This window comes from Mesorhizobium delmotii (genome assembly GCF_900149755.1).
Lineage (GTDB): Bacteria > Pseudomonadota > Alphaproteobacteria > Rhizobiales > Rhizobiaceae > Mesorhizobium > Mesorhizobium delmotii.
In genome coordinates, this window is the sequence record NZ_FUIG01000025.1 from 642 (window position 1) to 21,438 (window position 20,797).

General features: G+C 60.3%; 18 protein-coding genes and 1 pseudogene. 3 read left to right on the forward strand and 16 right to left on the reverse strand.

All coding sequences use genetic code 11. The annotated features are described in order from the left end of the window. Positions 1-1,876 (reverse strand): VCBS domain-containing protein (locus tag BQ8482_RS16160; RefSeq protein ID WP_208867727.1); only part of this gene is annotated, 1,876 nt, incomplete at its 3' end. 321 nt (positions 1,877-2,197) lie between these two features. Here BQ8482_RS16160 and BQ8482_RS16165 point away from each other — a divergent pair. After that, positions 2,198-3,148 (forward strand): transglutaminase-like cysteine peptidase, encoded by a 951-nt coding sequence (locus BQ8482_RS16165; RefSeq protein ID WP_123148564.1) that lies wholly within the window; start codon positions 2,198-2,200, stop codon positions 3,146-3,148. A 62-nt stretch (positions 3,149-3,210) separates the two neighbouring features. On the opposite strand, the gene BQ8482_RS16170 is transcribed toward BQ8482_RS16165, so the two are convergent. Genes BQ8482_RS16170 through BQ8482_RS16185 form a run of 4 tightly spaced genes read right to left on the reverse strand, consistent with a single transcriptional unit; the run spans position 3,211 to position 8,797 of the window. Then, positions 3,211-3,849, reverse strand: a complete 639-nt coding sequence (locus BQ8482_RS16170) for a ribbon-helix-helix domain-containing protein (RefSeq protein ID WP_123148565.1) — start codon at positions 3,847-3,849, stop codon at positions 3,211-3,213. Then, positions 3,839-5,128: an HlyD family type I secretion periplasmic adaptor subunit gene (locus BQ8482_RS16175; protein ID WP_123148566.1), complete on the reverse strand. Its 1,290-nt coding sequence runs from the start codon at positions 5,126-5,128 to the stop codon at positions 3,839-3,841. Before BQ8482_RS16175 ends, BQ8482_RS16170 begins: the two co-directional genes overlap by 11 nt. Before the next feature lie 50 nt (positions 5,129-5,178). Then, positions 5,179-7,308, reverse strand: a complete 2,130-nt coding sequence (locus BQ8482_RS16180) for a type I secretion system permease/ATPase (protein ID WP_123148567.1) — start codon at positions 7,306-7,308, stop codon at positions 5,179-5,181. Between the two features lie 40 nt (positions 7,309-7,348). After that, positions 7,349-8,797: a TolC family protein gene (locus BQ8482_RS16185; protein WP_123148568.1), complete on the reverse strand. Its 1,449-nt coding sequence runs from the start codon at positions 8,795-8,797 to the stop codon at positions 7,349-7,351. A 300-nt stretch (positions 8,798-9,097) separates the two neighbouring features. Here BQ8482_RS16185 and BQ8482_RS16190 point away from each other — a divergent pair, with 300 nt between their 5' ends. After that, entirely contained in the window at positions 9,098-9,637 is a 540-nt protein-coding gene (locus BQ8482_RS16190) for a hypothetical protein (RefSeq protein ID WP_123148569.1), read from the forward strand. Positions 9,638-10,082: 445 nt separating this feature from the next. On the opposite strand, the pseudogene BQ8482_RS16195 reads toward BQ8482_RS16190, so the two are convergent. Continuing rightward, positions 10,083-11,096: pseudogene (locus BQ8482_RS16195) on the reverse strand (IS110 family RNA-guided transposase); the annotation flags it as partial. Positions 11,097-11,250: 154 nt separating this feature from the next. Here BQ8482_RS16195 and BQ8482_RS16200 point away from each other — a divergent pair. Beyond that, positions 11,251-11,538 (forward strand): GIY-YIG nuclease family protein, encoded by a 288-nt coding sequence (locus tag BQ8482_RS16200; protein ID WP_123148570.1) that lies wholly within the window; start codon positions 11,251-11,253, stop codon positions 11,536-11,538. Between the two features lie 571 nt (positions 11,539-12,109). Here BQ8482_RS16200 and BQ8482_RS16205 read toward each other — a convergent pair. From BQ8482_RS16205 to BQ8482_RS16250, 10 genes are all read right to left on the reverse strand, one after another. Continuing rightward, the gene (locus BQ8482_RS16205) at positions 12,110-12,697 is read right to left on the reverse strand and encodes a hypothetical protein (protein WP_123148571.1); all 588 of its coding nucleotides are present in this window, start codon (positions 12,695-12,697) and stop codon (positions 12,110-12,112) included. After that, on the reverse strand, positions 12,694-13,284 hold the full coding sequence (locus BQ8482_RS16210; RefSeq protein ID WP_123148572.1) for a L,D-transpeptidase: 591 nt from the start codon (positions 13,282-13,284) through the stop codon (positions 12,694-12,696). The genes BQ8482_RS16205 and BQ8482_RS16210 overlap by 4 nt, the downstream gene beginning before the upstream one ends. Further along, entirely contained in the window at positions 13,268-14,431 is a 1,164-nt protein-coding gene (locus tag BQ8482_RS16215; RefSeq protein ID WP_123148573.1) for a CpaE/TadZ family protein, read from the reverse strand. Before BQ8482_RS16215 ends, BQ8482_RS16210 begins: the two co-directional genes overlap by 17 nt. Continuing rightward, on the reverse strand, positions 14,428-15,063 hold the full coding sequence (locus BQ8482_RS16220; RefSeq protein ID WP_123148574.1) for a TadE/TadG family type IV pilus assembly protein: 636 nt from the start codon (positions 15,061-15,063) through the stop codon (positions 14,428-14,430). Before BQ8482_RS16220 ends, BQ8482_RS16215 begins: the two co-directional genes overlap by 4 nt. 2 nt (positions 15,064-15,065) lie before the next feature. Continuing rightward, a complete protein-coding gene (locus BQ8482_RS16225; protein WP_244602835.1) occupies positions 15,066-15,590 on the reverse strand; it encodes a TadE/TadG family type IV pilus assembly protein in 525 nt (174 codons plus the stop codon). Positions 15,591-15,595: 5 nt separating this feature from the next. Next, entirely contained in the window at positions 15,596-17,128 is a 1,533-nt protein-coding gene (locus BQ8482_RS16230) for a TadE/TadG family type IV pilus assembly protein (protein ID WP_123148576.1), read from the reverse strand. Between the two features lie 60 nt (positions 17,129-17,188). Next, a complete protein-coding gene (locus BQ8482_RS16235; protein WP_123148577.1) occupies positions 17,189-17,473 on the reverse strand; it encodes a hypothetical protein in 285 nt (94 codons plus the stop codon). Beyond that, positions 17,460-18,899: a type II and III secretion system protein family protein gene (locus BQ8482_RS16240; RefSeq protein ID WP_123148578.1), complete on the reverse strand. Its 1,440-nt coding sequence runs from the start codon at positions 18,897-18,899 to the stop codon at positions 17,460-17,462. The genes BQ8482_RS16235 and BQ8482_RS16240 overlap by 14 nt, the downstream gene beginning before the upstream one ends. Positions 18,900-18,942: 43 nt before the next feature. Further along, entirely contained in the window at positions 18,943-19,983 is a 1,041-nt protein-coding gene (gene cpaB, locus BQ8482_RS16245) for a Flp pilus assembly protein CpaB (protein ID WP_123148579.1), read from the reverse strand. A gap of 92 nt (positions 19,984-20,075) precedes the next feature. Continuing rightward, positions 20,076-20,288, reverse strand: a complete 213-nt coding sequence (locus tag BQ8482_RS16250) for a Flp family type IVb pilin (protein WP_123148580.1) — start codon at positions 20,286-20,288, stop codon at positions 20,076-20,078. Positions 20,289-20,797: the final 509 nt, after the last annotated feature.

The following is a 20,797-nucleotide window of genomic DNA, read 5'->3' on the forward strand; positions in this document are numbered from 1 at the left end:
CGGCGACGCTGTTGGTGTTGGCGTTCGCCGTCGGCACGTCGTCGACGACATCGATGGTGAGCGTATCGTTGGCGCTCTGCCCGTCCTGGTCGGTCAGCACCACTGCAAAGTTCTCGAACAGGCTGTTCTCGCCGAGGGCGGTGGGATGTGCCTCATTGTCGAGGAGCGTGTAGGTGTAGCTCACCTGACCTGTCGCGGCATCGTAGGCCGTCACAGCCAGCGTGTTGCCCTCCGGCGTCGTGAACGAGCCCGCCGTGAACACGCCATTGGTGATGAAGGCCTGACCACCGATTGTCAGCGAGGCAATGCCGTCGGGCGAGGAGATGGTGAAGGTGCCCGTACCGGTCTCGGCCGTGCTTGACGGGTTCGACCCGGGCCCGCCCGGCGTCCCGACATTTAACGCCTCTTCATTCACCGTCACGTCGCCGCCACGCGCCTCGGGCGTCAGGTCGCTGATCACCGGCGGTGCATCGCCGATCGAGATTGTCAGTGTCGTATGCGACAGGTCGCCGTCGCCATCCTCGATGGTGTAGGTGAACACGTCGTCGACGCCGCCGGGCGTGCCGGCATCGCGCGCATAGCTGTAGGTGCCGTCCGCGTTCAGCGTCAGCTTGCCGTAGGTCCCCTGGATCTGCACGCCAAGCGTACCAGCGTCGTCCAGATCGGAATTCGTCGTGCCGCTCGTGACCCCGACCACCGTCGCGCCATCGGCGCCCTGCGTGTCGGCCGCCCCGTCAGTCACGTTGACGTCAAGGCCGTCTGTCCCGCCAGCAAGCACATTACCCGTCGCGGGGCCGAACTGACCCGCCGCGATGCTGTCCGTGTCGGCAATCGCCGTCGGCGCGTCGTCGACGATGTTGATGGCCAGGTTGCCTGGCGCTGCCGGATCGCCGTCGGCGTCCGTCACCGCGACCGGGAGGTTTACGCTGGTGGCGTCGCCGGAGGTGTTGTCGATGAGCGTATAGGAATAGCTGATCGTGCCGAGGCCGGTCGCGGGATCATAGACATAGCTCGCTGTCAGCGAGCCGGTCGCGTCGGTGAAGGTCTGGGGCACGCCGGTCAGCACATGGCCGCCCAGCGAGACCTCCAGCACGCCGTCGGGCGAGCTGAAGCCGATCGTGCCAGAGGTCGTCTCCGAGGCCGCAGGCTCGTTCGAGCCTTGTGACTCGCCGCTGCGTGCCGGCAGGCCAGCCTCATAGACCGTGGTCGAGGCTACAGGATCAATCGAAGGGGTAGAGTCTTGCTCCCTGACGCCAATCGTCAGTTCCCGCGGCTCCAAACGGCCAAACTGCAAGGCTGTCGGCGGCAGCAACGCCGACAGATCGAATCCATTGCCGATCCCGCCGACTGGAACCGCGAAGTTTCCGCCGGCGCTGCCCGGCGTCCCGTTTCCCGGCCCCGCCGAGATCGAGCCGTCGGCGCCGAAGGCAATGTCGACATGGCTTGCTTCAAGCGCCGCCAGCAAGGCGACGCGCGGTACCTCAATGTCGCCGAGAATAAAGGTCGGCACGTTCAGGGCACCGTCCTTGATGACGACCACCGAGCCGTCTGGCTGTTCGAGCAGAAGGTGGCGGCCGTCGACTCGGATATTGTCGATGGCGACGTTGGCCGGAAATCTCACGGTGTTGCTGGCGTCGGCCACATATTCATGCGGCGCCGCAGCCGCTGGTGCATTGGCCGCTGCCGGCGCTTCCGTTTGCACTGGTGCGCCGTTGCCCACATCCGCCGGCACCGGCTCGGCTGCTGCCGGTTGCTCGGTCGAGGCTGCTTGCGCGACCTGGATACCTGCCGCCGATGCCAGGCCGCTGTGTTCATTGGAAGCAGAATGTTCGTCCGAGGAACCTGAAACACTGTCCAATTCGATAATGGTCGCCATAGCTGAAACCCCTCCGGTATTTCTCTGGAAGAGACAGCGGTCACCTCGGCTTTGCAACAGTCTGGTAATCTATTCCATATATCCGAATATGCATTTGCCATTATTTTTTACGCATGGTAAATCATATTTATATAACCCTATATATGTTGCCGCAGCAGGCCAATTTGCTGGCAATCCTTACAACAACGATGCGGAAAATAAGTATAAATATATATAAAATTTTATACAAAATAGACGTAGCCCTTTGCGGCAAAGTTATCCACCTTCCTTTCCAATAATTTGAGACAAGATTGGTAGCGTCCACAGTCAAAGGTGGGCGTTATGAAAAAAGAAAAGGCTGGCCTGGGCGGTCTCAAAATGCTCTTGCTGGCGATCGGCGTTGTCGGCCTGTCGCAGCCAGCACTCGCGAATGCCATTGTGGCGGATGTCGCTGCGGCCGGTGCGCAGCTGGAAAAGGTGCAGGCGCCGCCATGCCTCGGCGGCGTTTCGCTGGCGAGATTTCAGCCTTGGCGGCCTGCTGAAGCTTACCGCACAGATATGTTTCCCGGCAGCTACGGGCTAGCCGTTGCTGATTACGGGGAGGCTCTTTCGACGTCGCGAGGCGATGTCGGCATAGATCCTGTGCAGACGGCGGCGATAATCCCCGGTGTGTTCGGATCGGTTGCCTTGTCCATGCGCAACTCTCCCGTCTCGGCGCGCTGGGCACCTGTCTACAGGGCCATCGCCGACTGCTCTGCGAGCAGTGCGTGCGAGCGCAAGAGCGCTGCTTTTGCCGAGATCGTTAACGCTGTCAAAGACCGGGGATTCAGCGACACGCTGTCCTTCGTCAACAGCAGCATAAACCGCGCGATTGCCTACAAGAAAGACAGTGCAGTTTACAGCAGGCTCGACTATTGGGCGAAGCCTTCGGAAATCCTCGAGCGGCGGGCTGGCGACTGTGAGGATTTTGCCATCCTCAAGATGGCGGCACTGCTGCGGGCCGGCATCCCGGCGCAGAGCATGTCGCTTGTTGTTCTCCAGGATCGCCGCAGAAAATTCTTTCATGCCGTACTGTCGGTGAGTGCGGACAGCGGCACATTCATCCTCGACAGTCTCAACAACACTGTTTTGAAAGACAGCGATCTCCCTGATTATCTGCCGCTGTATTCCTTCAGCACTGACCGGGCGTGGATCCATGGCGCAAAACCAGGGGGCGCGCAAATAGCCGACATCAAAGGCGCTTTCGCAACGGTTGCCCCTGGCGAAGGTTCGGAGCCGGATATGTCCCTGTGAACATTACGCGAAGCATCGTCAGCCAGGATTGAGCTGCACTTGCCCGGAGCGGTAGCTCTAAATTAGCCGTTGACGAACGCCATCAGGAGCTCCGGTTCGGGTACGGGCGCCCGCACTGCATTCAATTGACCCCGATACCGACGTTCGCCGGCGCCGATGACGAAGCCGCTGGCGATCGGAACTTCGCCATTGGCATCGAGTCGGGCAAAAATGTCGGCGACATTGAGATCCAGCGCCAGCTTGAGATCTTGTCGTGCATCATTGTTTGGTCCGGTCGGCAACTGACGCTTGACCAGTTGCTGGAACGGAGCATTGAAAGTCAGGATCTTCTTCGATGACGCCAAGGCAAAAGCGGGCGAGGGGCAGGCAACCAATATGGCATTGATCGTTCTGATCGATGCAAGCTTTCTTAGGATCAAGTTTTCATCCGCCAGCCCCTGTATGCAGGCCACCCGTATCGCCGACGTCAGATTACCAGCCTTGGTTTGATTTTTGGCGATCTCGTCGATCAGCATGCCGATCGTGCATTTCCTGTTTTCAGCCATCTGCTTCAGCGACATCCAGAAAGCCCTTTCCAGACGAATGCCGCGGCGTATGCCGCCACGCGCGACAACCCGGAACTCCAGCCCGAAATCCTCTCTGGTGATCGGCAGGAGCAACCGATCATGGGTGCTGGGAGGAGAGTTGGTGCTAGCGCTCACTCATGGCCTCCTGACGCGCCTTGTTGATCGGCTTCAAAAGGTAACTGAGGATCGTCTTGCGTCCTGTCTTGATGTCGACTGAACAGATCATGCCGGGGATGATCGAATAGGCCTTGCCGTCCCTTTCGAGGGTCGACTTGTCCGTCGCGACACGCACCTGGTAAAACGGCTCACCCGTTTTCTCGTCGACCAGGCTGTCGGCGGTGATGTTGGAGACCTTGCCTTCGATGCCGCCGAAGATCGAGAAGTCGTAAGCGGTGACTTTTATCAGCGCCTCCTGGTCGGGACGAATGAAAGCGACATCGCGTGGCGAGACGCGCGCTTCGACCAGCAAGGTTTCGGAGGTGGGCACGATGCCTGCCACGACCGAGCCAGGCTGGACGAAGGCGCCAACCGTGTTTAGCTCCAGTGTATTGACGATGCCGTCCACCGGCGAACGGATATCGGTGCGCGCTACCTTGTCGGTGGCCCCACGAATGGTTTCGTCCACGACCGAAAGCTCGGCCAGCGCCTGCGTCAGTTCATCCAGTGCTTCCTGCTGCAGCTGGAGGCCGAGCTCTTCAACCTGGAGTTGAGCTTCGGTGATCGTTGACCTGATCTTCTTGACTGTCTCGCCGGACAGATTCAGCTGACCATTGAGTTCGGTTTGCTCCCGTTCGACCCGGATTTGCTCTGTCCTGGCCATCAGTCCCTTTTTGACCATTGATCCGACCAGTTTTGCCTCTTCGTCGCTAACGGCCAGATTCTTGGTGAGGCGTTCGGAATTGGCGGCTGCTTCGTCCAGTTCCTTCTCGCGCTGGTCGAGGCGCGATTTGAGAACCGACAATTTATTGTCGAAGTTTTCGCGCCGGGCGATGAGAAGCTTCTGCTCATTATCGCAGATTTGCGGAGCGATCGACTGAATGTCGGCCGGGCACGGAAAGGACCCTGCGAGATTGCCGCTTTGTTCATATTTGAGCCTTGCGATTCGCACTTCAAGCGCGCGTGACTTGGCCTGCTGCTCGCCAAGGCTGGACGTATTCAGCGTGTTGTCGAGGCGAATGATCAGATCGTTTTTCCTGACGACCTGCCCAATCTTGACGGCGATTTCCTGGACGACGCCGGCTTCGCTGGCCTGGATGATTTGGGTCTTGGACGCCGGGATGACCTTGCCGTCGCCGCGTGCGATTTCATCGACTTCGGCAAAAGACGCCCAAGCAACAAAAACGACGAAGAGCGCTCCTATGATGAATATGGACGCCGACGCGAAAAGCGGCGGACGATCTTCTTTGGCAAGCATTTCCTTACGCCCCCATTATATTGAACTCGCTCAATATAATCTATTTTTTATCAGCCACTTTTCTGCAGTGCCTTTACGACCTGTTCCTTTGGCCCGTCTGCCACTATCCTGCCTTGCTCGACAACGATAAGCCGATCCGCCAGCTCAAGCATGCTGTAGCGGTGGGTTGACACGATCAGCGTCGTGTTTTCATTGAAGGCCACTTTGAGCTGTTTGATCAACTGTCTTTCCGAGGCGAGATCCATTGAGCCTGACGGCTCGTCCAGGAAGACGATTTTCGGCTTGGTCAGCAGCAGGCGCGCAATTGCCACCGTCTGTCGCTGCCCCCCCGAGAGATTGGTACCCCGCTCGCCGACATTCATGTCATAGCCGCGCGGGTGGCGAGAGACGAACTCGTCGACGCCGGCGGCCTTAGCGGCGTCGATGATTTCCTCATCGGTCGCTTCGGGGCACGCCATCAGGAGATTTTCCTTGATGGTGCCTGAAAACAGATCGCCGGCCTGGGCGACGATTCCTACCGCAGCGCGAACCTCCGACGGATGGTATTGGCGGATGTCGATGCCGTCGAGCAAAAGCTCTCCCGAGGTCGGAAGGAAAAGCCTGCCGATCAGGCGACCCATCGTTGTCTTGCCGGACCCTATGCGGCCGATGATGCCGATCCGTTCTCCCGGTTTCACCGAAAAATTGAGGCCGGTCAGAACCTCGTTTTCCGAACCGGGATAGACGAACCCGACATTCCTGAACACCATCGCACCGTTGCGGATGGGGCGATTGACGAAGCCCACCGTGTCCGGCCGGTCTTCCGGTTGAGCCATGATCGAATTGATGATTCTCAACGAGAGCATGGCTTGCCGCAGTCTCGAAAGGGTGATGGCGATCTGGCCAAGCGGAGCAACCGCGCGGCTTGCGAGCATGACCGTGCCTATTATTGCTCCCGTAGAAATATGGCCTTCCGAGAAGGCATAGGCGCCGGCTACGACCAGGGCGACGGTCACAAGCTGCTGTATGGCCTGGGTGATGTTGCCGGCGGCGGCCGAAAGCTGCTTGATCTTTTCCGACGTGTTGGCAGCGTTCTTGGAGTGCTCGCCCCATCTCCGCAGCAGATACGCTTCGGCCCGCAGCGATTTGATCGTCTCCAGCGTCGAAATGGATTCGACCAGCAAGGCCTGGCGCTGAGAAGCCTCGTTCATCGAGGCGGCGACTCGCTTGCCGATACGTCGCTGCGTGATCAGCCCGACGATGACCGACGCCACGAAGGCCAATGCCGGTATCACCACCAGCCAGCCGCCTATCGCATAGATGACCAGAAGAAAGACGAACACAAAAGCCGTATCGATGAAGACGCTGATCGTGTTGGAGGTGAAGAACTCCCTCACGAACTCATATTGGGTCACGCGATTAGCGTATTCACCGGTCGAGCCAGGGCGCGCTGACAGAGACGAGTTGAGGACCTTTTCGAACAGAAGATATGATATTCGCAGATCTGCTTTGCGCCCGGCATAGTCGATGAGAGATGCCCTGGCGGTCTTCAAAAGCAGATCGAACAGAATGACGGCGCCGATGCCGATTGCCAGAACCCACAGCGTTGAAGTTGCCTTGTTCGGCAGGATTCTGTCGTAGACATTCATGGTGAAGATCGGCGAGGCGATGGCCAGCAGATTGATGAATATCGCCGACAGGACCACCTTCGAATAGGTGCGCCAGAAGGCGCCCATCGTTCCCGTCAGCCAGTGGCGCCTTTCTATCTTCGCGGCGGAACCGACCTTCATTCCTTCGGCGGCATTGGCATAGGTTATCGAAAAGGATACGCCGCCACTGATGAAACCGGCGGCAAGCTCGGATTTGGCGATGATCGTGCGGCCATCTTCCTGCGGGGCAGTCGTATATGCGCCGTCTTGCATCTCCGCCAGCAGAGCAACAGGCAATTGGCTGACGCGAAAGAGAATGGCAGGAAGATCGACACGACCGCGCAGAAAATCCCGGTGGCTGAATTCCTGGACCTCCAGACCGATCCGTTCGGCAAGATGCCTGATGTCATCCACCTCTATTCGCGTCTCTGAAAGCGGAACCCCGGCGAACAGGACGGTTTCGGCGCTCGGTCTGCCGAGATATCCGGCAACAGCCGAAAAGCAGGCCTTGAATGCCTCTTTAGGGGAGAGGATGTTGGGTTGCTGATTCACGATCTGCCCGCAAGGACTCTCGATCGATCCTTAAACCGAGCTATTTTTTCCTGACCGGGGCGAGGATGTCGAAAGGCAGATCATTTTTCTGTTCCGACGGGGTTCGCGCATAGGTTTCGGTGTCAGCAGTCTCCGGCGTTGCAAACTCGGTCCTGGCATAAGCCGCCGCCTGTTTTGCCGGCTGAAGGTTCATCGTTTTCAGCAACTGCCCGGTCGCCGCCAGCAGCCGATACTCGGCGAACAGCGATGCGTAGGAGGCGGTATCCGCCAGCGTTGCTGTGTTGAACCGCGTATTTTGCGCATCAAGCACGTCGAGCAGCGAACGCTGTCCGACCTTGAATTGTTCGCGATAGGAGGCGACGAGTCTTTCGCTTGCGGAGGCCTGCTGCCTCAAGGTCTTTGCAAGTTCGGCTTGCCGGAAACGGCGGTCCCACGAGGTGCGGACGGCTTCCTCGATTTCCCGCAAGACCTGATGCAGCCCAAGACGCTGTTCGCTGGTGCGGCGGATCTGTTCTTGTTCGTTGGCCTTGTCGATACCTCCGCGATAGAGGTTCCAGCGCAGCACGAGCCGCGCTTGCAGATCGCTGGCGTCGCCGTCATCGCCATCAATATCATATCCGGCCCGCGCACGGCCTTCCGCGACGATAGCGGGCCCGAATTTAGCCCGGGCTGCGTCCACCAGTGAAGCAGCAGCGTCGATATCGCTGTTGGCCATGTGAACGCGCGGATTGTTCTCGCGCGCCAGTCCCAGCGCCTCATCAAGCGACCTTGGCAGCGCGCCGCCGACACTGCCTGGCCTTGAGGCGTGGGTCAGCGGCTTGCCGACGGTCTTGAAGAACCGTATTTTGGCCGCTTCCAGTTCTTCGGTGGCTTCCTGCATGCGCGCCTTGGCGGCGAAGAGGCGCTCCTCGGCCTGTTGCCGGTCGGCCTCGTTCAACGCACCACCCGCGATGCCTTGCCGGATATCTCCGAGAATCCCCTGATGGAAGCCCAGGTTCTTTTTCGCCTCCGAAACAATCGAGGCCTGCAGCATGTATTCAAGATAGTCCTGGACGACGGAGAGCCCGATGAATTCAGATCGCTCCAGTACCCTGAAAGAAGCCCCATCGACCCGCGACGCCTGATGGTTCAGTTCGGCCCGTCGTGCTCCGCTGTCATAGAGCGTTTGCGATATCACGACACCGGCTTCCGCCGGATAGAGCCCGTCTTCCTCTATGGAGAGCGCTCGTCGGGACGAATTGTCGAGGTGACGGGCTCCCGCGGATGCCTCGAGATCGATGCTGGGAAGATAGAGCCCTTTCGCCTGGCGCAGCTCGAATTCGATTGCTTCGCGGTTTTCGACCGCTTGGCCGATCTCCGGATTGGACTCGACGGCCACGGCCATCGCTTCCTTGAGCGTGAGGGCACTAGCGCTCCCGCAAGCCAGCATCGAAAATGTGAAGAGCAGGCCAAGGCGCTTGCCAATGGCCACTTTGATTGTCGTATTCATGGTCTACCCCACCCCACCCATGCTTCTGCCCGGTACTTTTTGTATTGCCAAGCCTTCTCACCGAAGCTTTGACAAATTATCCAATAAATTCTTCGAATACGTCAGTGTTTATTGATTTAGGGCCGGCCAAAAACCGAATTCGGGCCATAAGTTTCGGGAATGTAGCAAAAATGGCACATAAAACGGGCGCTCGCCACGGTTGTGGGCTGCGCCTGCGCCTGTGATCAATGCTGCTCGCCGCCTTCCTTAAGCTTCGCGCAATCTTTGCAGCCTATTCTGCTTATCGATTGGCGAGGGAACATGATGCGCAAGCCGCTACTGCTTTTTGCCTTCCCGGCTCTCATTCTTCTGATTCTGGCAGGGGAGCGAGCAGCGACGTTCCTGCTGGGAACCTATCCGGCCAGCCCCGCTTTGTGGCGGATCTGGCTTGAACTGCGCCCGTTGTCGATGATGTTCTGGCAGCAGGTCGACCTCTATCTCAGCGGTTCAATGGCCGTTGATGCCGCCATCCTGACCGCCGCATCGATCCTCTGCTGGATGGCTTGCCGGACGCGAAAATCGGCCGCGTTCTTCTTCCTTGCCAACCACGCCGCTCTGCTTTTCGCCGGGTTGATGATGGCTTCCAGCAGCCATTCTGAAACGGCGAGCACGATTGCGGCATTCACCACACCGAGCGGCCATCCGTTCTCGCTGTTCCTCGATTTCACATGGCAAAACAGCCTGGTGCTGCTTCTGGGCACTGCGGCCTGCGCCTACTGTCATGTTGCGTTTCTCAGCGAGGCGCGACAGCGTTCCCAAGCGCTCGCCGTACGGCTTATTGCTCTGCAGCGGGATCTCTAGGACCCGGGACACGCCGTGCCAACTTCGTCATCCCAGGGCGGAGCAAGGAGCGAAGCGACGCGGCGCAGACCCTGGGATCCATATGTGGACGGCGCCCTGTCTGCAATGGTTGGCGTCAGGCGGTTTCGATCGCTTGCGTCCATATGTGGACGGCCTGTTGGTGCGGTCGTTTCAGCCGCTGGCCAAGGTGGGTTTCGCGACGCCCGTTCCAATCATGCCAGCGATTTCCGTCGGCCAATGGATCCCTCGGAGTTTCGCGCGTCACGGATCGATCGATCACGCCATCTTCCTTCCGTTGCAAGAGCTTGTATTCCCGGTGTCTCTCCGTTGCGACCAGTCAGGGCATGGCGGCGTCGGACGGAGCCGCGGTCAAGGCCGGCCGCAGGCCACCGCCGCAGGCGGCGCCGGACGGCCTTGACGGCGGCGAGGCCGGTGCCAAACTGCCCGCTTGGTCGCAACGGTATGGCTCGCCCGTCACCATCATCTTCCAGGCGAAGCGGGCGTTTTTGTTTGCCAGCGCCACCGCCGCCAGCTTTGGCGGCTTGCGTGCAAGCAGCGCGGCCAGCCACGGCGAGGCCGCGATGCGGCCGCGCCGCACCTGCTGGATGTGTGCCGTCGCACCCACCACCAGCACCTGCCGTAGCATCTCGTCGCCGGCCCGCGTGATCACACCCAGCCGGGTCTTGCCGGCCGTCGAGTGGTTTTTCGGCGTCAGCCCCAGCCATGCCGCGAAGTCGCGTCCCGACCTGAACGCCGTTGCGTCGCCGACCTTGATGCCGAGCAGCGTTGCCCCGATCGGCCCGACGCCGGGCATCGCAGCCAGCCGCCGTGCGGTCTCGTCTTGGCGGTAATGGGCCACCAGCTTCTTCTCAAGCGCCGCCAGCCGGGTGCAGGTGGCGCGGTATTCCTCGCCGAGCATGTTGAACAGCTCCTGTGCCAGCGCCGGCACGCCATCATCGGCTGCAACGCGGGCCAGCAGCGGCTTGACATGGGCAAGGCCCTTCGCAGCCACCAGTCCGAATTCGGCCGCATGGCCGCGGATCGCATTGGAAAGCTGCGTGCGCCGCCGAACCATTTGCTCGCGCACCCCAAACAGCATCTGACCCGCCTGCTGCTCGACGCTCTTCACCGCCACGAAGCGGGTTCTCGGCCGGCTCATCGCCTCGCAGTTCGCCTCCGCATCGGCCGCGTCGTGCTTGCCGCGCCGCAAATAGGCCTTCACGTGCTGAGCCGCCATCAGCACCGGATCGTGGCCCAATGCCGACAGCGTGCGCGCCCAGTGATGCGAGCCGCCGCACGCCTCAAGCCCGACCTTCACCGGCGCCAGCCTGGCGAAGAACGGAACGACCGCACGTCGCTGCAGCTTGCGGATCAGCACAGGCCGCTCCAAAGCGTCGACACCGTGCAATTGAAAAACACTCTTGGACGTATCCATGCCAATGCGGATAACCTGTTCCACGGACGGCTCCCTTGTTTGAGATCTCATACGACCTCACTCTGGCACATTCGATGCCGTCGGGCGCCGTCCACCCCATCATGCCGTGACATCAGCCGAAGAATGCAGCGGACTAGAACGGTGCTTGTATCCGCAACGGTGCCACTACCCTTCCACCATGACCGGCTATGCTTATATGACCGCGAGCCAGAAGCGCGGCACGATCTACATCGGCGTCACCAATGATCTCGGCCGCCGCCTACCGGAGCACAAATCCGGCCAGGGCTCGCGCTTCACCAGCCGCTACGGCGTGCAGCGTCTGGTCTGGTACGAGGAACATTTCGACATTCGCGACGCCATCCAGCGCGAGAAGTCGCTGAAGCGCTGGCCGCGCCAATGGAAGATCGAACTGATCGAGAAGACCAATCCAGAGTGGTTCGAGCTTTTTCGCGGAACGGGGTGGTAGCGTTCGGTTCTGGTCCGCTGCATTCTTCGGATTGGGTAACGGCATGGATCCTAGGGTCTGCGCCGCGTCGCTTCGCTCCTTGCTTCGCCCTAGGAAGACGAAGGCGCGGGGGCTTACGGCTAATCGCAGACGTCGGAGATTGGCGGCTGCAGGCCGGTCGGCAGTGACCGTCGACAGTCTAAAGCGCGTCGCATGAATCCATTCAAACGCGACGCGCTTTAGGACCCGGGACACGCCGTGGTTTTCACGAAATGGGCTTTCACGTAGCCGTCCAGGCTCACTGACGGCAACGGATAGTAGGTGACCGGGCACCATTGCCGCTTTCGGCCCGCCCCGGCCGGCCGGCATGGGCCTGTGGCCACGATGATGCCGTTGTGATCGCTAGCGATTGCGCCCGTAGCCCTGGAGAGGTGGCTTGGCTGCGATCGGATATAGAGAACATCCCAAAAGTCGACATTGACAACATGGTAGCAGGTCGCAGCCGTCGCGCTCCCGATCGGCATTGCCAACAAGACGACGGCAGCTCTGCACGCAGCTGAACGCAAAAACCGTCTCTCGATGTCTGTCGCTTCTAGTTGATTTTCTTGTAGTGGACCTTGCCGTCAGGCTGCACAATGCGCTGGTAAGACGAGTTTGGGGGAGGGGGCGGCGCCGCGATCCTCTTTTTGGGCGGGCGCGGCGCTTCGACGATATTGGGTTCGGTCGCTTCTTCGAGATCGGTGGCTGCTTCCGCCATGGTGCTGGTCGTGATCACGGAAGGCTCCGCTATGCTCGACATGTTGTCGTCACTGTCCAGGGGCAGCTCCTGTTCAAGCCGGGCAATACTGCCTTTGACTTCGTTGAAGCTGCCCTGCAGTTGACCGTCCAGTTTTTCAAACCGGCTTTGAAAGCCGTTGTTGACCGTATCGAGCCGGGCTGCGATCCGTTGCTCGAACGATCCGAGCTGTTCCAGCCGCCGTTCGACAAGGCGCAGATCGTTGATGCCGCGGTAGAAATAGACCGCGGCCGTTATGTTCACCGCCGTGATCAGCAAGGCGCCGGCGGCGACAACGCCGATCATCCTTGCATTGCTCGGTTTCCCCACGGCAGCTTGTTCTTCAGTGTGGGTTGCCGGCCCAATGTCGATTGCCGGCATATCCGGGTCGCTGATCATCGTCATTGGACCACCACCTTTGCGCCGACCGGGACGCGCTTGAAGAGATCGATCACATCGGTGTTGGTAAGACGGAAACATCCCGATGTTCCGTCGAAGCCGATGCCCTTGGGATCGTTGGTGCCGTGGATTCGGTAGAGCGTGTCGTGCCCGTCCCGCAGCAGATAGAGTGCCCTGGCGCCGAGTGGATTATAGGGACCGGCGGGCACCATTTCCGGCAGCTCCGGCTGGCGGGCGCGCATTTCCCTGGGCGGGCGCCATTCCGGCCATTCCGTTTTGGCCCCGACCTTAACGATGCCGGTCCAGCCAAAGCCGTCGCGCCCGACGCTGATCTGGTAGCGCAGCGCCTGGCCCTGCCGGGTCACCAGATAAAGCGACTTCTCGTCCTTGCGGATGATGATCGTGCCGGGCTGTTCCGCGGTTTGGAGAGCAACCGCCTTGCGCAGGCTAGGCCCCATTGCCGGCAGCGGCGGCCGGTCCGACAGCGCGGATCGGGCATGGGCGAATTCCCAGGCCGGCATCCCCAAGGCCAGGCCGATGATGCAGGCGCCAGCAAGCCTCGGGACGAAGCGGTATCTACCGGGCTGCGTCATCGAGCCGCTCTTTGAACATCCGCTTCAGGTCCTTGTTGAAGCGCGCCCGCCCGTCCACTTCGGAAGGCAGGATGGCCCGGTTCAGCGCGTCGGTCAGCAGCGCATTGTCCAGCCCGACCGACTTGATGTGCGGCGCCTTGAAGATCTTCTCGAGTTCGCTGCGCGAAAAGTGGTTGCCGAACCATTTGCGCTTATGCTTGTTGGCGATCAGCGTGATACTCACCGAATTGCCGCGCAGCTCGCGGATCTTCGTGTAGAGCCGCTTGCCTTGCCGCAGCGAGGCGACGTTGAGCTCGAAGACGATGAAGATCTCGTCGCTCGTCGAAAGCACGGAATTCTGCCAGGGGGTTTCGATATTCGGCAGGTCGATGACGATGTCGTCGAACCGGTAGGCGACGAGGTCCAGCAGCCGGAACACGAAATCGGCGCCCTGCGGCTCAAACGGCAGCTGCGGCCTCTCGAATGAATAGAGGGTCAGGCCGGACGGCCGAGCGAGCTTGATGACGTCCATCAGTTCGACATCGAGCCTTTCCGGCTGGCCGATGATGCCGGCCAGGTCGAACTGGTTGAACAGGTTGAGATAGGCGCCGCAATTGGCGCTCTGGAAATCGAGGTCGACGAGGCAGGTCGAAGCTGCACGTTCGGTGGATTTCGAGGCTAGGTATTCCGCCGCCGACAGAGCGATCGTCGTGGCGCCGGCGCCGCCGCTGGCGCTGATGAAAGTGATGATGCGGCTCTTGGTGCCCTGGTTGCCGGTGTCGTGAAAGGTGACCGCGTTCAGCAGTTCCTTGGCGTCGAGCGGCTTGTGCAGCCAGTCCGAGGCGTTCATGCGAACCAGGATGCGCGTCTTTTCGGAAGTCAATTCGTCGGAAACCGCGATCAGCGGCACGGTCGCCCACAAGGCGCGCGCCGCGACGATGCCGGGCTCGCCGAGCAACTCGCCATTGCCAAAGTCGAGGATGACAATGCCCGGCCGGGTGTCGACAGGCGGACCCTTGAGGAAGTCAGCCGTCTCGGAGATTCCGACATCGTAGATGGCCAGCGCGTCGAGCCGCGTCGCCACCTCGCGTCTGAACTGCGGATCCGACGAGAACAGGGCCACCTGCTTTCGTTTGGTCGGGAGAACCTTGGTGTTGATGGCATTCATGGGGATGTACTCTTCAGGTCTTCGCCCGTGACCGTGCTGAGCATCGAGGGCATGGTGAGGTTTCCGAATCCGAGGAGGCCGCCGAGGAAGAAAAATTGGAAGGTCCGGTTCTGAAGGCTGACGGTGATCGTCGGCACCGGTCCGCCGAACCGAGTCTGGTAGCCCAGGCCGGTGGCCGAATAGGCGATGACGACATTATCGCGCCTGAGGCCAGCAAAGAAATGACACATACCCGGCCGCTGGTCTGTCGCCAACGCGGGACAGACGTCGTCATTAGTGACTGCCGTATCGCCGCGGAAGATGCGGCTGAAATTGGCTGCATTGAATGTACCGCCATTGCTGCAAGCGCCCGTGCCAGCAGTATATGTGCAGGTGAATGGTCCGTAGGCCGCGGCAACGACCGGAGCGCCCGGTGTGGTCGTCGGTGCGGCTGTAGCTAGCGCGGTGGCAACCGGATCGGAAACCGAGGCCAGACGTGCGCCGAGCTGCACGGCCTTGTTGGCGGCGTTCCACTGATAGAGGGCGTAACCGAAATCGACGAAGCCGAGAGTGAGCGCAAACATAAGCGTCATGACGATGGCCATCTCCACCATCGCCGCGCCGTCTTCCGATTTTGCGAAGCGCCTGATCATGATCAGAACCGGATCAACCGCTCCTCGTGAAAGCCGCTGAGCGTGATCGGGCCGATGCCGAGCAGCGACAGCATTCCGATGTCGTTGTAGTCCAACGTGCCTGCGGCCCGGACGATGCAGACCTGCGAGGTGGTGGAGCGATATAGGGTGACACCTGCGACCACGGCGTCATGGCACGACCCTGAGGCGGCAATGGTCACGGTAACGTTTGCCTTCGGCCAGCCGGCGATGCGCGCATTCCCTGTCCCCGCAGCATTGCCGAACACCGCGATGTTTGTGGCAGTATCGGCGCAATTGATCGTGAGCCCGGCCTTGGTGTACAACTGACTGTTGCAGCGAGCGGCAAAGCGCGCGCCGTCCGAAAGCCCGGCCTCCATCAGCAGCTTTTTGTGGATCAGATTGCCGAATTCGAACACGCCCGCCGTGAGGGGTACCATGAGCGGTAGTATCAGCGCCGTCTCGACAAGCGCTGTGCCGCGATGGTCGCGTCGAAATCTGTCGAGGTAACGGAACAGGGTTCTGATCATCGCCATCACCGATAAAGCTGAGCTTCGTCGCGAAGGAAATTGTCGAGTGTACCCTGGCCGGCACCGCCGGTTACGTCGACCAGTTCGACCATCACCGACGCATCTTCCGATGCTGACGGTACGGGTTCAGTGAGGAAGAAACTGCCGAAGGCTTCGACCGGCAGATTGGTGCTGTGGCCCGACAGGCCGTTGCCCGCAGCCTCGAGAGCATTGCAGTTCAGGATAGCACCATAAATCAACCGACGATCGACTGTCGTGACAGGCGGTTGGCAAGCTGCCGGCGGCGTTCCGGTCTCTCCACCGGTCGACGCGGTGCCCACCAACCCTGCCGATATCTCGTAACGGTAGACCTCATAGCGTGTCGGCTTGGTCGTGTCCCACGACGCTGGATAGGCAGCGGACCCGAAATTGGTGCTCCAATAGCCGGAGAAATCCCAATTTCCGTCGCCCATCCTGCCGCCCAGATACGGGGTAGTCGCGTCGCGCGGAAGGCCCATCGTTCCAGCTTCGGTGAAGGAAAGTTTGTTCATGGAAGGGCATTGATTAGTGCTGCCGGTGGTCTGTATCGCCCCTTTTCGGACATTGGCGGCGGGACCGTACTCTGGGCTGTTGAAGTGGTTGCCGCTGGCTCCAATCCCGAAACGAACGTTGAAGGCGTCTTGCACCGGGCCGGCATTCTGACCGGTCTTCGTCGTTACGTTCGCGGAATTGTAGCAGCCGATCGGCGTCGACGTTGCAATCGTCTGGGCCAGCGCTTGGGCACCATTTCCCACATCTGGCGGAGGTTCGAGGAAGCCGAAATTGCCGGGACCGGCCGCAGCCCCATTTCCGACCTTCCTCAGTTCGATCAGCCGGCGCCGCACGGCCGGATCGGAAACGGCCTGCTCAAGCGTATAACCGCCAGCATTGTTTGTCCCGTTTACCATCTCATAGGGGTTGCACATGAAGACCGGTGTAAAATCGCACACACCGGAGGTAAACCCCGCGACAGCGACGGCACCTATGGTCCAAGAGTTGCTGGCGCCGGATGATAGAATCGAGACGGGAAAGATCGCGGCAAACCCTTGGGGAACGACCGTCACCTGGATGAACCGCGTTTCCGCCTCTCCGACAGCTTGGTTGGCATCTGCACGATAGGTGGCCAGATTGGCGGTTGTAATCCTGGTCCCGTCGTTGGCAGGGATCGCTTTGAGGAAGCACCAGGAAATTGCGCCAGCACTGTTGCAGGGCTGCGTGCCTCCCGGCTGATCGGAGGTCAGAGTGAACCTGCCTGCCGTGGAGAAATTGCTTTCGTTTTCTATGAGCATCGCCATGGCGCGTTCGGCTCGTGCCCAGGAACCGCTGCTTCCGTCCAGTTCCGCCGCCGCGGCTAGCGCAAAGCTGTCGGCCCCCTTCTGCAAATCATTGTGTAAGTTGTTGACCCGGCTCATGTCGATCGCCAGCAGGGAAAAGCCGATAATTGCAGGCAGCGTAATGCTGACCAGTATCAGCGCTATTCCCCTCTGATCGTGCCAGAACGCGCGAATAATCCGCAGCATGGCCTTACTCTTAGCTCCCCTGACGCCAGTCGCTTTGCCTGACGCTGAACCCGCACCCTTCTATTCAACCCCGGTGTTGCCGACGTTGACCGTGATGGCCGGCGGCGGCGGTGGTGGTGGTGGAAATTTGTAACTCTGGGCAACAGCGGCAGCGCGCGCGCCGTCGCCTTCGATCGCCGTGTTCCTCGACGCCGGATTGAGCGGATCGACCGTCTGCAGCAGCGAATTGTATTTCTGCGTATCGCCGGCAGCCAAGGTCATCGTATCGTAGCGGTTCAGATAATCGGCGCAGCCAGTCAGCGGGGCGGCACACAGGAGGATGATCAACGCGCTATTTCTTGACATAGATCATCTTGTCCTTGGATTTCAGGTCGAGCATGTGGCCGTAGGGGCCGACCACGCCTTCGCCGAGTTCATATTTGCGGACCATGTCCTTGGTCACTTCGAGCTGACCGAGGATGAAGAACTCCGGGTCGTTGGCCGGCCGCGTCTTGTCGAACGGCGTCGCCAACTGTTCGCCGGGCTTTACCGGGCGCACAATACGCGGCGTCACGATCACGACCAGCTCGGTCTCTTCCTTCTGGTTGCTCGAATTCCGGAACAGGGCCCCGACGATCGGCACCTGGCCGAGCCACGGCACCTGTTCCTGGATCTTGGTGTTCTTGCTGGACAGAAGCCCGCCGACCGCGAAGCTCTGGCCGTCGCGCAACTCGACGACGGTCGACAGCTTGCGGTTGGTGAAGATCGGGTCTCCGGCGTTGGTGAAGCCGGTCAGGTCGCTGACTTCCGGCGCTAGCCTGATGTTGATCTTGTCGTCGTCAAGAACGATCGGGGTGAACAGCAGATTGACGCCGAATTGCTTGAACTCGACCGAGATCTCGCCATCACCTTCGTCGGTGCGGATAGGCACTTCGCCGCCGGCATTGAAGCTGGCGACCTCGCCGGAAAGAGTGGTGAGGTTGGGTTCGGCAAGGGTGCGCACCACGCCCTTGGCCTCGAGCGCCTCAATGATCAGGTCGACCTTGATGTTGCTGTCGATGACGCGGGTGATCAGCGCCGCGAACGGGCTGGTGTTCGAAAGAAGGCCGGTAAGCAGATTGCCCGGCCCCAGCACCACATTGTCCTCGTCGACGGCGGCAATTCCGGTTCCGGTTCGGGTCGAGCCGCTGTTGCTTCTGATCGAGACGCCAAGATCGCGGCCGGCATTGCGCTTGGCCTCCAGCACCCGCACTTCAAGGTTAACCTGCTGGCTGTCGTCGACCGTCACCGCGTTTATGATCGCGTCGGGGCCATATTGCTGGGCAACCTGCATGATCGCCGCCAGCGTGGCGCCGTCCTTGACGTGGCCGCCAAGCCTGACCTTGCCGTTGATCGAACCGATATCGATGCGCGACCTGGGCGCCACCTGCCGGATCGCTTGCGCCATGTCGCTCACGTCGACGCCGACTTCGATCTGGATCACGCCAAGCGAGCGCTTGTCTTCGGAAAAGAGGTTGACGGTGGTGGTGCCGGCGCTCTTGCCGATGACATAGAGCGTCCGGTCGGTCATTGGCTGGGCGTCGGCGATCTTCTCGTCGCCGACGACGATGTCGCCCAGCGTGGCGTTCACCTGGATCGTTACCGACTGCGACATGGGCAGGAAAACACGGTGGACGCTGGGGTTCGATACATCGATCTTGCGGTCGGCTGCATGAGCAGCAAGATCGATCGGCAATAGCATCACCGAACAGGCCAGCGCGGCAGCCGCCAGTGGTCCCCGGAACATTCGCATCTAGACTACCCCTCTTGCCGAATCGTTCGGCAATACCCTAGCGTTACTTTTGTCGCGGCACGTCGTAAGATTCAAGCTTCACACCCCTGAAGACGCCGATTGTCGCACGTGCCGGCGGCTCCGGCTGCACAAATTTGATCACTTCCTTAACCACTTCTTGCACCTGGGGCGCTGAGGCCACTGCCGGAGCAGGTTTTGCCTTGCTCAACAGGTCGAGCCTGCTTCCCACCTTCTCCACGGCCTGGGTGAGCCCATTGATCTTGTCGTCCGCGCGCTTGCGCTCGGCCGCGGCCTCAGCCTCGGCTGCTGCCTGCTTGGCGAGTTCGGCCTGCCTGGCGGCAACATCGGCGGGCGTGTCACCAGTCAAGTCCGACAGCGTCACGCGTTCGGTCGTCTCGCCGCTGCTGGCGGCGGCCTGGCGAAGCGCCAGTGAGAGCTGGCCGGCGCCGGCGGCAAGCGTAAGCTTCTGCGCGTCCCTGGTGCTGGCTTCAAGTGTGACGGACTTCACCACCGTCGGGCTTTCCTTGCTTTCGTCGGCGACCTGGTCGACGGCGAGCACCTTCATGCTCTGCAGCAGCACGTCGACAAAACTCTTGTCCGGGCCACCATCGCCGCGCACTGTGCGCGTCAGCAGCACGTCGACCCGGTCGCCGGGAAAGACAAATCCGGCGACGCCAAGCACGTCGTTGACGCGAATAGAAACGGCCTTCATACCTTCGCCGAGCACCGCCGAAAGCGTGGCGCGCTGGCCGGGGCCGGTGATCTTGGTAGCTAGAAGAGGCTCGTTGGCGCCGATGGCTTGCAGCGCCTGTTTTGTGCCGTCGCCGGCCAGCGCTTCTTTGGTCGTCTTGAAGGCGCCGGCTGGTACCGCGCCCGCCGGCCATGCGATCTCGCGCAATTTGTCGGCGGTCAAAGTATCGCCGAACTTCAGCGCCACCGCCGCCACCACGACCGTGTCGCGCGGAATATCCTTCGCCTGTGCCATGTTGCTGCGCTGGCTGGCCAGCCAGATATTGACGAGAACCACCGCTAGCACGCCGAACACACCGGCGAGTACGATCATGATAAGTGTATTGGCGCGCATAGACCCAAGCCCCAAACCCCAAGAGCGGGAATTCGCCCGCCGCGATGGATTCAGGCCCGGATCGAATAAATCCGGGCCTGAAGATCAAGCGATTAGCTTCCGGTGCCGCTTCCGCAGCTACCAAGGCCGCTGGACTGCAGATCGGCGCAGAGATCGGTAAACCGGCCGTTCACCCACAGTCCGATGCCGACGATGATGAGAATCGCGGCGCCGGCGATAATGCCGACCAGGATGGAATATTCGACCATAGCAGCGCCGTTATCGTCGTCGCGGAACTGCCGGGCCATCGTCATGAGCTTCTTCATGCCAATTTCTCCCTTTGGAGGTTTGAACCCGACGAGACGAGCCAAGGATGAAATCCATACCCAAGCATCCCCCGTCATCTCGATCTAAGTCCCGACGAAAATCAGAGTCAAACGGGATTAAGGATTGCTTAACTTTCCTATACATGATTTGGCAAGAATATTGCCGATCTCAGGCAGACCAAAACATTGATTCGGCTCGTTTTTCAACCCATCTTAACCATTCGTTCACAATTTGGCCGTGGGTATGGCAGAAGTGGGGCAGCATTAGCGGTAGTGCATATTCCTTTATATCTTAAGGGCTTGCGTGGGTTCCATGGCGCCTTTGTGACAAAAACGCATCTGGCATTGAAAGGCGAGTGCTCGTATTCCATTAGGACAGCGCCGCTGACCAAATAAACGTCGCGTTTTCTTATCCTTGATTTTAACTATGTCTGAAGTATTAAGTTGCATGGTGCGGCTGGCGCTTGTGCCAAGCGTGGTTAACGCTTAGTTTCGCGGTGGGCATTACA